This window comes from Paraburkholderia sp. BL9I2N2 (assembly GCF_004339745.1).
Taxonomy (GTDB): Bacteria; Pseudomonadota; Gammaproteobacteria; order Burkholderiales; family Burkholderiaceae; genus Paraburkholderia.
Window position 1 is genome coordinate 273,813 of the sequence record NZ_SMGP01000002.1, and the last position, 12,136, is coordinate 285,948.

Below are 12,136 nucleotides of genomic sequence, written 5' to 3' on the forward strand. Positions count from 1 at the left end.
GGAATCCTTTGAATGCGGTGCTGTGCTTGCAATAGGCCGTGTCACGAAGCCGTCCACTACGCCTTGAGCGTGCGGTCCCACGGGAACAGCTTGCGGCCGAGCAAGGCCAGCACGAGATCGGTGCCGAGCCCGATGATGCCGATCATCATGATCGCCGCGTAGACGTTGTCGAAGTGCTCGTAGCGCGCCTGCTGCGTGATGTACCAGGTGATGCCGGAACTGGTGCCGACCAGTTCCGCCACGATCAGGTAGGTCCACGCCCAGCCGAGCAGAATTCGCTGGTCGCGGTACAGGTCGGGCAGAATGCCGGGAATCACCACGTGGGTGAGCAGCTTGAGCTTCTTCGTGCCGAGCGTCATGGCGGCTTCGAACAGGCCGTACTCGAGCTTGCGGGTGGTGTTGGCCACGATCAGCACCTGCTGGAACAACGTGCCGATCACGATGATCGCGATCTTCGGGCCGTCGTAAATGCCGAGGATCGCCACCATCAAGGCGCCGAACGCGGGCGCCGGCAAGTAGCGGAAGAACTCGAAGAACGGCTCCTGCAGGCGGGCGATCGCGCTGTACGTGCCGCACACGATGCCGATCGGCACGCCGATCACCGACGACAGCACGAAGCCCCAGAAAATCACCTGAATGCTGTGCCACAGGCTCTGATGCAGCCACACGCCATCGCGCGATGCGGGCGGCGTGGTAAACGCGGTGTAGAACGCGCGCAGCACTTCATGCGGCGCGGGCAGATACACCGGGTTGACCGGCTCGCCTGCCGGCAACGCCGTATGGGCCTCGCGCGCGTGGGCGAGTTCGTCGGCGAACACCTCCTTGTCGACGCGCATGCCCGGCTGGAAATAGTCGACGCTGCCCGGGCTGTCGATCAGCACCTGCGGATGCCAGATGATCGGCACGTAGCTGACCAGACACCAGACGAGAAGCGGCAGCAGAAACGAGCCCGCGCCCAACAGCCATTTGCCGCGCACGGAGAGTTCGCGGCGCACCGCGAACCATTCGGTTCTGTCAATGACGGCCATGTGATTCTCCGGGGCGGACTGCGGTTGCGTCGTGGGCTGACGTCGGGACCGCGGCCCTTTCGTCGATTTTGTCGATTTCGTCGTTCTCGTTGCTTTCGTCGAGCCACGCACGCGCCAGATCGAGCAGCATGGCGTCCTCGTGCGCGCGCGCGACGAAGGTCACGCCGAACGGCAGGCCCGCGTGTTTGCCGACCGTGCAGACGCCGGCCGGCACTGCCAGCGCGGACAGGTCGAGCAGGTTGACGAAGTTCGTGTAGTAGCCGAAGCGCGAATTCACCCGGATCGGGTCCGCTTCCAGTTCGTCGACGGTGGCGGTCGTCGCCGAGGTCGGCGTGACGATGGCGTCGATCCGCTGCCAGACGTCGGCGGCCTGCATGCGCAGGAACGCGAGGCGGTCGAAGGCGGCGAACGCATCGGCCGCGCTCCAGCGCGCCGCGCCGCCGATAATCTCGCGGATCACCGGATGCAGCGCGTCGGGCTGCGTGTCGACGAACTCGCGGATCGCCGCGAGCCGCTCCGCCACCCACGGCCCTTCGTAGAGCAGCCGCGCGGTGGCGAGGAACGGCTCGAAGTCGATTTCGATCAGTTCGGCGCCGGCCGCACGCAAGCACGTCAGCGCGGCGTCGAAAGCGTGCGCGTACGAGGCGTCGCCGAAAAATTCGAGCTGGCTCGCGCGCGGCACGCCGAAGCGCACACCGCGCAGCGACGCTTGCGTGGCAAGCGGTGCGGATGTCTGCGGCGGCTGGAATTCGCGCGCATAGGGGTCGTCCGCCGTCACGCCGCGCGCGGCGTCGAACACGCACTGCGCGTCGTTCGCCGAGCGCGCGAAGATCGACACGCAGTCGAGTGATTTGCACGCCGGCACCACGCCGAGCGTGCTCAACACGCCCTTGGTCGGCTTCAGCCCGATCAGGCCGTGGAATGCCGCGGGCACGCGTCCCGATCCGGCCGTGTCGGTGCCCAGCGAAAACGCCGCCAGCCCGAGCGCGACCGATACCGCCGAGCCGGAACTCGAACCGCCCGACGCGTAACGCCGATCGAGCGCGTTGCGGCACGCGCCGTGCGGCGAGCGCTGGCCGGACAAGCCGGTGGCGAACTGGTCGAGATTGGTCTTGCCGATCGGAATCGCGCCGGCGGCGATCAGGCGCGCGACCACCGGTGCGCTGGCCATGGGCGTGTACGCATAGGCGGGACACGCGGCGGTGGTCGGAATCCCCGCCAGATCGATGTTGTCCTTGATGGCGAACGGCACGCCGTAGAGCGGCAGCGTGTGCATGTCACGGCCTTCGAGCGCATCGGCGTAATGCATCATCTCAGCGCGGCTCAACGGGCGGATCCACGCGTGATGCGGGTCGTCGCCCGAGGTGCGGGCGGCAATCGCGTCCACCAGTTGCGCGGGCGTGAGACTGCCGGCGCGGTAGCGCGCCCGCAGCGCGGCGATCGACATGGACGGGAACAGATCGTCGGGTGATTTCATTTGCACGTAGCCTCCTCGGCGGCGTCGGCTGCAATGCCGGCGCGCATTGCCATCAAGCGTTGACCCGCGACGACCGCCGCGCCCTCCGCGCAGTCGATCGTTTCGATCACGCCGTCGCCGATCGCGGTGACGGAGATTTCCATCTTCATCGACTCGACGATCGCGACCACTTGCCCGTCGCTCACCCGTTCGCCTTGGCCGACCAGCAGCTTCCAGACGCTGCCCGACACGTCGGCGACGATGCCTTGCTGGCCGGCCGCAAGCGCGTCGTTCGCCGGGTTGCCGGCGGCGGCATCGCCATCCGTTTCGCCGACGTACTCGGCATGTCCCGCCGCGTTCCAGCGCTCGCGTTCCGCGTCGAAGGCGGCTTGCTGCGCGCCTTTGAAGGTTGCGATCGACTCGGCTTCGTCCTTCAGGAAGCGGTTGTACGCGCCGAGGTCGAACACGGACTCCTCGATCTTCAGGCTCGCGCGGCCCGCGATGAAATCCGTGCGCAGCTCGGCCAGTTCGGCCTCGCTGACTTCGTAGAAACGGATCTCATCGAAGAAGCGCAGCAGCCATGGCTTGCCCGCCTCGAACTCGCGCGTCGTGCGATAGCGGTTCCACATCTGCACGGTGCGGCCGACGAACTGATAGCCGCCCGGCCCTTCCATGCCGTACACGCACAGATACGCACCGCCGATGCCCACCGCGTTCTCCGGCGTCCAGGTGCGCGCCGGGTTGTATTTGGTGGTGACGAGCCGGTGGCGCGGATCGAGCGGCGTGGCGACCGGCGCGCCGAGATACACGTCGCCTAGACCCATGACCAGGTAGCGCGCGTCGAACACGATGCGCTTCACGTCGTCGATGCTATTGAGCCCGTTGATGCGGCGAATGAACTCGATATTGCTCGGGCACCACGGCGCGTCGGGACGCACCGATTGCATGTAGCGTTCGATCGCGATCCGCGTCGACGGGTCGTCCCAGGAGAGCGGCAGATGCACGATGCGGTTGGGCACGCGCATCGCGTCCACCGCGGGCAGCTCGCGCTCGGCCTGCTGCAGATGCGCGAGCAAAGCGTCGTGCGACAGCACGCGCGGGTCGAAATGCACCTGCAGCGAACGGATGCCCGGCGTCAGATCGACGATGCCCGGCAAGCGGTGCGCGTCGAGCCAGTTCATCAACGCATGCACGCGAAAGCGCAGGTTCAGGTCGAGCACCAGCGGACCGTATTCGATCAACACGTTCTGATCGCCGGAGCGGCGATAGACCACGCCGGTGCCCTCGCCCGCGGCGGGATCGCGATAGAGGATGGCCGGCTCGCTCGTCTGCGTCACGCGTTCCGCCGCCAGGACCGGCACCCGTTCGAAGCGCACCGTATCGCCGGGGCGCAGTTGACCGAGCTTCCACAACTCCTCGCCCACCACGGTGACCGGACAGACGAAGCCGCCCAGGCTCGGACCATCAGGGCCGAGAATCACGGGCATGTCGCCGGTGAAATCCACCGCGCCGACCGCATACGCGTTGTCGTGAATATTCGACGGATGCAGCCCCGCCTCGCCGCCGTCCGTGCGCGCCCATTGCGGCTTCGGGCCGATCAGGCGCACACCTGTACGGCTGGAGTTGTAGTGCACTGTCCAGCGCGTGCCGTAGAGCATCGCGATGTCCTCGGGCGTGAAGAAATCGGGCGCGCCGTGCGGGCCGTCGAGCACGCCGAGCGTCCAGTCGTGCGTCAGCACCGGCACCCGCGCCGGATCCAGTTGCGCGCCCGCTTCGCCGCAGCCCGCGCCGTCGGCGAGATGCAGCACGTCGCCCTTGCGCAATGCGCGCCCCGCGTGGCCGCCGAACTGGCCGAGCGTGAAGGTCGCCTTGCTGCCCAGATAGTCCGGCACTTGCAGACCGCCCTTGAGCGCGAGACACGCGCGCATGCCCGCGCCCGTCACGCCGCCGAGCTTGAGCACCGAACCCGCCGGCGCGCGTGTGACCTGCCAGAGTACGACCGCTTCGCCGTCGAGCGTGGCGGCAAGCGGCGCGCCACCCAGCACGAAGAGTGTCGCGGTGTTAAAGCGCAGCGTGGCGCCCACCATCGCGCATTCGAGCCCCGCAGCGTCGGCGGGATTGCCGAGCAGTTCGTTGGCGAGGCGGAACGACAGATCGTCCATCGGACCCGACGGCGGCACGCCGATGTCCCAGTAGCCGGTGCGCCCCGGCGTCTGCTGCACCGTGGTCTGCACGCCGCCGTCGAGCACGTCGATCGTATGCGGCGCGAACATGAAGCGCGACAGGAACGCGGTGGTCTGCTCACCACGCGCAAACGTCGCCGAGCCGGCTATGGCGCGCAGATAGTCGAGATTCGTCTCGATACCGTAGAGCTGCGTTTGTTCGAGCGCGGCACGCAACGCGGCAAGCGCCGCCTCGCGCGTCTCGCCTTTGACGATCAGCTTCGCGAGCAACGGATCGTAGAACGCGCTGATTTCCGTGCCGGAATCGACCCAGGTGTCGACCCGCGCGTCGGCGGCGAACGCGACATGCGTCAGCACGCCCGCGCTTGGTTGAAACTGCTTGTGCGGGTCTTCCGCATACAGGCGCACCTGGATGCTCGCGCCCTGCGGCGCCGGCGCCAGCGTGTCGAGCGGCGCGAGCTCACCCGCGGCCTCGCGAATCATCCACTCGACCAGATCGATACCCGTGACTTCCTCCGTCACGCAGTGCTCGACCTGCAATCGCGTGTTCACTTCGAGGAAATAGAAACGGCGCGTGTCGGCATCGAAAACGAACTCCACGGTGCCCGCGGATTTGTACTTCACCGCCTGGGCGAGCCGCACGGCGCTCGCATGCAGCGCGCTTCGTTCCGCGTGTGTGAGTCCAGGCGCGGGGGTCTCCTCGATCACCTTCTGGTTGCGCCTCTGTACCGAGCAATCGCGTTCGCCGAGCGATATCACGCCGCCACGGCCATCGCCGAAAATCTGCACTTCGACGTGGCGCGCGTTTTCCACGAACTTTTCGAGGTACACGCCCGCGTTGGCAAAGTTCGCCTCGCCGAGCCGCGCGACCGACGCAAACACGCTCTCCAGTTGCACCGCGTCGCGGCACAGCGACATGCCGATCCCGCCGCCGCCCGCGGTGCTTTTCAACATTACCGGATAGCCGATCGCCTCCGCCTCGCGCAACGCCGTGCCCACGTCGGGCAGGAGCGCGGTGCCGGGCAGCAAGGCGACGTCGTTGGCTCGCGCAAGTTCGCGCGCCGTGTGCTTCAGGCCGAATTCGCGCATCTGCGCGGGCGTTGGGCCGATGAAGCGAATCCCCGCGTCGTCGCACGCTTGCGCGAAGGCCGCATTCTCGGACAGAAAACCGTAGCCGGGATGCACGGCGTCGGCGCCGCACGCGCGCGCCGCTTCGAGAATCGCCGCGCTGTTCAGATAGCTCTGTGCCGCGAGCGCCGGGCCGATGCACACGGCTTCGTCGGCGAGCATCACATGCATGGCGTGGCGATCGGCTTCGGAATATACCGCGACCGACGCGATGCCAAGCCGCTTGAGCGTGCGTATCACGCGGCAAGCAATCTCGCCGCGATTGGCGATCAGGACTTTGCGGAAGCTCATTGGGCGTCCCATATCGTCAGTCGCACGGGCGTCGGGTTATAGCCGTTGCACGGATTGTTCAACTGCGGGCAGTTCGAAATCAGCACCGTGACATCCATCTCGGCGCGCATCTCGACGTATTTGCCCGGCGCGGAAATGCCGTCCTCGAAAGTCAGTTTGCCGAGCGGCGTCACCGGCACGTTCATGAAGAAGTTGATGTTGCTGACGATGTCGCGCTTGTTGAGCCGCGTCCCCACGCCGCATGTGCAATGCGTGATCGCATGCAGGAAGCTGTCGCGGCAGCTATGCATGTAGCGCTTGTCGAGCGTGTAGCGCACCGTGTTGCTTTCGGCCGCGCAAGCGCCGCCGAGCGTGTCGTGGCGGCCGCACGTGTCGGCCACGATGCTCAGCATCGGCTTGCCGAGGTTGGACATCAGTACGCTGCCGGCGGACAGATAAAGATTGCGTTGCGCGCGGATCGTGTCCTGCGCGCTATAGCGTTCGAGCGGATCGGCGCTGTTATAGAACAGCGTGTCGACCGCCTGATTGCCTTCCAGGTCGAGAATGCGGAACACCTGTCCGCGCTTGACTTCGTGCAGCCACGGTTCGCCGGAAGGCAGCGTGAGGTCGTAGACCGCATGACGGAGTTCGAGCTTGCTTTCGATGATAGGCATCGCGGGTCTCCTTAAACGAACAGACGGTCGGTGTTGACAAAGCCGCGCCCGTTCTCGGGGCACGCCGAGCGGCAGGGATCGTCGGCCGGTACGCAGGCGTCGGCCGCATACGCGCGGTACGCGATCAGCTTGACGGGCCTCGGTTCGTATTCGGATGAAGGGTCGAGCGGATGCGGCGCGCTCGAAAACACCGCGAGCGTATCCATTTCGAAGCGCAGGTCGAACGCGGTGCCGGCCGGCGAATGGCCCACTACGAAGTCGAGCGCGCCGTCCTCGCCGATCGCGAGTTTGCTGAAGAAGTTGATGTTGGCGACGAGGTCGCGTGTGCCGAGCCCATGCTTCGCCAGTTCGAGCAGCAGGCTGTCGCGGCCGTTGCGGATCATCGCATTGCGATGCTGCTGATAGCGGGCCACGCCGTATTTAGCGGCGAACAGTTCCGCGTCGCCGACGCCGCCGAGCGGGTCGTGCCAGCCGAGCGTGTCGGCGGTAATCGAGGCCAGCACGCGGCCCATGTCCGAATAGAGCACGTGGCCGCGCGTCAGATGCGCGGTGTGCTGCGCCTTCAGCGTATCGGCCATGTTGTAGCGTTCGAGCGGTTCGTCGTGCCGGTAGAACACGGCGGCCAGATTCGCGCCGCCTTCGGTATCGACCACGCGCAACGCCATGCCTCGGCGCAGCACGCCGGACCAGTGCGTGCCGGCGGGAATCACCGTTTCCCACGCCACATGCGGGATCGGTGCGAGTTCGACAGGGGATTGCGTCGACATGGAGGCTCCAGGTATCGGTTGGGAATAAGCGTGAGAGGGCGATTGACCGACATCGCGACCTCCCGGGCTTTTATCCCTCCGTGGAGCCTCGCCGGCGCCTTGAAAGAAGGTGAACGGCAAGACCGGATTGCTCTCGGACCAGGCATCGTGCGCATCAAGCGTTCGATCGGAACCCTAGCGATCCTGAAGATGATGCAAATTACTTCGCACCTCTCGCTGCGTAGCTAAGCGAGTTGTGTGCCAGGCTCATGTCGAGCATGCGGCAAGCGCGGCGTGGCAAGGGATTGGATGTGATGAGCGATTCAGTTTGGTATGGGAGAGTCGATGGTTCGCGCACCAGCGTCGTTTGTGAATCCGCACCAGTTGAATGCGCCGGGCACCACGATTGGGCTCGATATGAGCGCGCGCGACACTGGCGATGGCTCGAGCCGATGGCATGGTGTGTGCGTATCGATGCACCACGTCCACCACCTTCATCACACGACCATGCCGACGCTTGCCGCCATTCGACGCGCGCTGTATACCCTGATGTCGGCACGTTTCATCGAACTGCAAAAGCAGCAGCGCCGCTCGTAGCCGGAGCGGCGCTGTTGTCGTGACACTCAACCTTGGGCATCCAGTTCCGGGCTCGCATAGCGCGCCTGCTGGCCGAAGCTCGCCAAGGCCTTCGAACCGTCGGGCAACACCAACTCCCCTCGTTCGAGACGTTCCTTCAGATAGGTAAAGCTCTGCGCCGTCTGCGCGAACAGATGGTCGCCGGCCGACACGGGCGGGTATTTCGCCACCGCTTCGGGCGTCGCGAACTGCGGCAGCGGTGCGACGATCGTGTGATAGTCGCAGGCAAAAAAGAGCGGGAACGAGTAGCGCTCCTCCCTCACTTTGCGCACGCGATGCGACGTCGCGACATAGGTCCCGCCTGTCCACACTTCCAGCATGTCGCCGATGTTCACGACGAACGCGTTCTCGACCGGCGGCGCATCGATCCACTCGCCCTCGCCGTTCATCACTTCAAGTCCGGGCGCGGTCGGCAGCAGGATCGTGAAGCATTCGTAGTCGGTATGCGCGCCGATGCCGGGGCGGTCTTCCACGGATGGATCGAGCGGATAGTGGATCAGGCGCAACTGGCTCGGCGGCTTGCGCAGATACTGGTCGAAGTGCTGTTCGGGCAAGCCGAGCGCAAGCGAGAAGCCGCGAAACAGGGCGCGGCCGAGTTCGAACGCCGCTTCGTAATAGCCGCCCACCGCCTCGCGAAAACCCGCTTGTTCGGGCCAGCTATTCGGGCCGAGCATCGGCGTGCCGGCGCGTACGTCGGGGTCGTCGGCGGGCAGTTCCCGGCCGGTGTCGAAGGCTTCCTTCCTGTCGCGCTTGCCGGCCGCGAAAACTTCCTCGCCTTCGGGCACGTAGCCGCGATGCGCCGCCGACTTGCCGATGTAGTAGCGCATCTTCCAGTCATGTTCGGCGGCGAAGAAGCGCTTGGCCTGCTCGATCAGCGCGCGCTGCTGTTCGCGTGATACCTGGTGGCCGGTGACATAGAAGAAGCCGGCCTCGCGTGCCGCGCGATCGAGTTCGCGCGCGGTCGCGAGGCGCCGGTTCTGGTCGTCGCTGAAAAGGCCGCTGACGTCGACGATGGGTAACTGCTGAAAACGGGTGTGAGTTTGGCTCATGAGAGGCGCCTAGGCAAGCTGCGGGTTAGTGTGCGTTTGCCGTCCGCCGCGAACCTCACGGGCGGCGAGAAATGCAGCCAGATGGCGCCGTTCCTCGTGGCCCATCCATGTGTTGATCTCCCACAGATCGGCCACCGGCGCGTTCGTAAACGGCAGCGTGTGCAGATAGCCGTCGGGGCCGAACTCCGGCGTCATCGTCGTGACGGTGTAGCCCTGCTCGATCTGCGCGGTCCACAGCGCTTCCCAGATGCGCTGATGCGAGGCGAGGCAATCCGCGTACTCGGGCGCCGCCGGGTGCGGCACCTGCGGACCTTGCGGATAACCGACACGTCCATGCAGATGATGCGCATGCGGCGCCAGTTCGAGGATCGTGTCCCACTCGCTGTCGAGCAGCCGCTCGCACACCGACACCCAATGGCTGAAGTCGCAGGTCAGCTTGAGCGCGGGCACGGCGCGCGCGACGTCGCGAGTGATCCACGGGTTGTAGAACGAGCGCCCGCGATGCGTTTCGAAGCTGCAGATCACGTCGTGCTGCGCGGCGATCTCCACGGCGCGCGAGAAAAAGTCCACCTGTACCGACGCCGGCCACGCGTCACAACCGGCCATCACGTTGAAGAAGCGCGGTTCGAGCGGCTTGCCCCAGACGATCTTCTCCTCGAAGTCGCGCAGATGATCGGCCGGCGTCGCCGAACGCTCCGGCACATAGCTGCCGGCCGTCGTAATCTCCGCGATGAAGCCGAGGCCTTCGTCCGCGATGGCCTGCGCAAACGCATCGCGCGCCGCGCCGCCGGCCGGCACCGGCGCTTCGATGCCGTCGAAGCCGGCTGCCCGCACGAGCGGAGCGGCATCGCGAGGACCGCCGTCGAATCCCCAGAACGTTTTGAACAATTCGAATTTCATCGCCTCTCCATTTGTATGCAAAATTGCATGCAATAGTACACATGAAAAGCACGAATCAATAAACTATCGGAGCGCGGCCGCACATTATTTCCGCGCGCCCGATTTCCGGCTCAATTAGCACTTAAACTGTGCAGCCCTCCTCCTCGTGGTGAATCGATGAAGAAGAAAATTGCGCGTACCAAGGGGCAAGCCGTCGCGCGCGCCATTCTCGACATGGACTGGCAGTGGTCGGCGCATTTCGGCGATCTTGGCCTGAACGACCTGAACTACAGCGATCTGTTCTGCCGCATGTGGGTGGATCAGGACGACTACTTCGCCAAGACCGCGCTCTACGAATTCATGCCGGGCGTGAGCCGCCGCACCGCCGTGCGCTACGTGCAGGAGTTGATCGACAGCGGCTGGCTGCTGGAGACGAGTTCCGCCGCGGATCGCCGCATCAAGCAGGTGAGCCTCGCGGCCTCGATCGAAGAACGTCTGGAGCAGTTTCTTGCCTATGTGCATCAACGGTTTGCGGCGCTGGATTGACAGTGCCTACGCGGGACCTGGGGGTGAAGCGTCCGCATACCCTCCGTCGCAAATCCCGCTGGCATATTTCTCGCTAGATGTTTGACCGAGAGGTGCGGCAGCGTCGCATCTTAGGGATGCTAGGGTTCCGGTTCGCGAGAATGTCTGGTCCGAGAGCAGCCCGGTGCGCCGACTGGTTCGATGCAGGCTTCATTGCAAGCACGAACCGACGGCCGCACTACACGGCGGGACAAAAGCCCGGGAGATTGGCGATAGCAATGTCTATCGTGCCTCTCCGTGGCCGGTGTGTGTCTCCCGCAGTTTCCGCGCTTGATCGTAGCTTGCTCGCGGGAACCGGTCATGTTGTTTCATCGCGCAGTCGCCGCGCGGTCCAACTCAACAATCGCAATTGACCGGTCTCCTGGAGAAAACGATGAAACGCTTCGAATCCGTCCGCACTTCCCGTGCTTCACTTGCCGCGCCTGCCCGCTTCGCCTCGGCCCTTCGCGTGCGTGGCGCCCTCGCCGCCGCCGCACTCGCTCTCGGTCTTACCGCGGGTCTTGCCGCCACGCCGGCGCAAGCGGCCGCGCCGCTCGCCATCGGCTATAGCGACTGGCCCGGCTTCGTCGCCTTCCAGGTCGCCATCGAAAAAGGCTGGTTCAAGGAAGCCGGCGTGGACGTCAATTTCCAGTGGTTCGATTACTCGGCGTCGCTCGATGCGTTCTCCGCCGGCAAGCTCGACGCGGTCGGCGCGACCAACGGCGACGCGCTCGTGACCGGTGCAAGCGGCGCGAAGAACGTGATGATCCTGCTGACCGACTATTCGAGCGGCAACGACATGATCGTCGCCAAGCCGCCGGTGCGCACAGTGGAAGGATTGAAGGGCAAGAAGGTCGGCGTCGAAATGGGCCTCGTCGATCACCTGCTGCTCGACACGGCGCTCGAAAAACACGCGCTGAAGGAATCGGACCTGACGCTCGTCAATGCGAAGACCAACGAATTGCCGCAGGTGCTCGCCTCGTCCGGCGACGTCGCCGCGGTCGGCGCCTGGCAGCCGAACGCGGGCGAAGCGCTCAAACGCGTACCGGGCTCGCGGCCGATCTTCACCTCCGCCGACGCCCCCGGCCTGATCTACGACGCGATCACGGTCAATCCCGTCAGCCTGCAATCGCGCAAAGCCGACTGGGCCAAGGTGATCAAGGTCTGGTACCGCTGCGTGGCCTATATCAACGATCCGAAGACACAGCCGGACGCGGTCAAGATCATGTCCGCGCGCGTCGGTCTCACGCCGGCGCAGTATCTGCCCTTGCTGAAAGGCACGCATCTGCTTGACTCCGCCGCGGCCAGGAAAGCCTTCACCAAGGGCGACGGGCTCGACTCCGTGTACGGTTCGAGCGTGAACGCCGACAAGTTCAACGTGCGCAACGCCGTGTACAAACAGTCGCAGAATGTGAGCGCCTATATCGATCCGGCACTCGCCAACGCGCAGTAAGCGACCCGCCAGGCACGGCATCCATAACCGCTGAAATAGCCCGCAGACCCGAAACTGTTATTCTTGCGTC

General features: G+C 65.2%; 10 protein-coding genes and 2 riboswitches. Of the genes, 3 read left to right on the forward strand and 7 right to left on the reverse strand.

The annotated features are described in order from the left end of the window. Positions 1 to 56 precede the first annotated feature (56 nt). The 5 genes from B0G74_RS23185 to B0G74_RS23205 are packed head-to-tail and all read right to left on the reverse strand — an operon-like array spanning position 57 to position 7,506. Positions 57 to 1,028, reverse strand: a complete 972-nt coding sequence (locus tag B0G74_RS23185; protein ID WP_132377215.1) for an ABC transporter permease — start codon at positions 1,026 to 1,028, stop codon at positions 57 to 59. Then, entirely contained in the window at positions 1,015 to 2,505 is a 1,491-nt protein-coding gene (gene atzF / locus B0G74_RS23190; RefSeq protein WP_132377216.1) for an allophanate hydrolase, read from the reverse strand. Before atzF ends, B0G74_RS23185 begins: the two co-directional genes overlap by 14 nt. Further along, positions 2,502 to 6,086, reverse strand: coding sequence for a 5-oxoprolinase/urea amidolyase family protein (locus tag B0G74_RS23195; protein WP_132377217.1), 3,585 nt, complete (start codon positions 6,084 to 6,086; stop codon positions 2,502 to 2,504). The genes atzF and B0G74_RS23195 overlap by 4 nt, the downstream gene beginning before the upstream one ends. Then, entirely contained in the window at positions 6,083 to 6,739 is a 657-nt protein-coding gene (locus B0G74_RS23200; protein ID WP_132377218.1) for an urea amidolyase associated protein UAAP2, read from the reverse strand. Before B0G74_RS23200 ends, B0G74_RS23195 begins: the two co-directional genes overlap by 4 nt. Before the next feature lie 11 nt (positions 6,740 to 6,750). Beyond that, a complete protein-coding gene (locus tag B0G74_RS23205) occupies positions 6,751 to 7,506 on the reverse strand; it encodes an urea amidolyase associated protein UAAP1 (protein WP_132377219.1) in 756 nt (251 codons plus the stop codon). 57 nt (positions 7,507 to 7,563) lie between these two features. Continuing rightward, a riboswitch (guanidine-I (ykkC/yxkD leader) is annotated at positions 7,564 to 7,695 on the reverse strand. A gap of 135 nt (positions 7,696 to 7,830) precedes the next feature. On the opposite strand from B0G74_RS23205, the gene B0G74_RS23215 reads away from it, so the two are divergent. Next, on the forward strand, positions 7,831 to 8,082 hold the full coding sequence (locus B0G74_RS23215) for a hypothetical protein (RefSeq protein ID WP_132377221.1): 252 nt from the start codon (positions 7,831 to 7,833) through the stop codon (positions 8,080 to 8,082). Between the two features lie 26 nt (positions 8,083 to 8,108). On the opposite strand, the gene B0G74_RS23220 is transcribed toward B0G74_RS23215, so the two are convergent. Both B0G74_RS23220 and B0G74_RS23225 read right to left on the reverse strand, forming a co-directional pair. Continuing rightward, on the reverse strand, positions 8,109 to 9,170 hold the full coding sequence (locus B0G74_RS23220; protein WP_132377222.1) for a 2-oxoglutarate and iron-dependent oxygenase domain-containing protein: 1,062 nt from the start codon (positions 9,168 to 9,170) through the stop codon (positions 8,109 to 8,111). A 9-nt stretch (positions 9,171 to 9,179) separates the two neighbouring features. Next, complete coding sequence (locus tag B0G74_RS23225; RefSeq protein WP_132377223.1) at positions 9,180 to 10,070, reverse strand: TIM barrel protein; 891 nt, start codon at positions 10,068 to 10,070, stop codon at positions 9,180 to 9,182. A gap of 156 nt (positions 10,071 to 10,226) precedes the next feature. On the opposite strand from B0G74_RS23225, the gene B0G74_RS23230 reads away from it, so the two are divergent. Together B0G74_RS23230 and B0G74_RS23235 are read left to right on the forward strand one after the other, a co-directional pair. After that, entirely contained in the window at positions 10,227 to 10,595 is a 369-nt protein-coding gene (locus B0G74_RS23230) for a MarR family transcriptional regulator (protein ID WP_132377224.1), read from the forward strand. Between the two features lie 108 nt (positions 10,596 to 10,703). Further along, positions 10,704 to 10,841: riboswitch (guanidine-I (ykkC/yxkD leader) on the forward strand. Positions 10,842 to 11,007: 166 nt separating this feature from the next. After that, positions 11,008 to 12,066 carry an ABC transporter substrate-binding protein gene (locus B0G74_RS23235; protein ID WP_243658290.1) on the forward strand — a complete coding sequence of 353 codons (1,059 nt, stop codon included), beginning with the start codon at positions 11,008 to 11,010 and terminating at the stop codon, positions 12,064 to 12,066. The last annotated feature ends 70 nt before the right edge of the window (positions 12,067 to 12,136 follow it).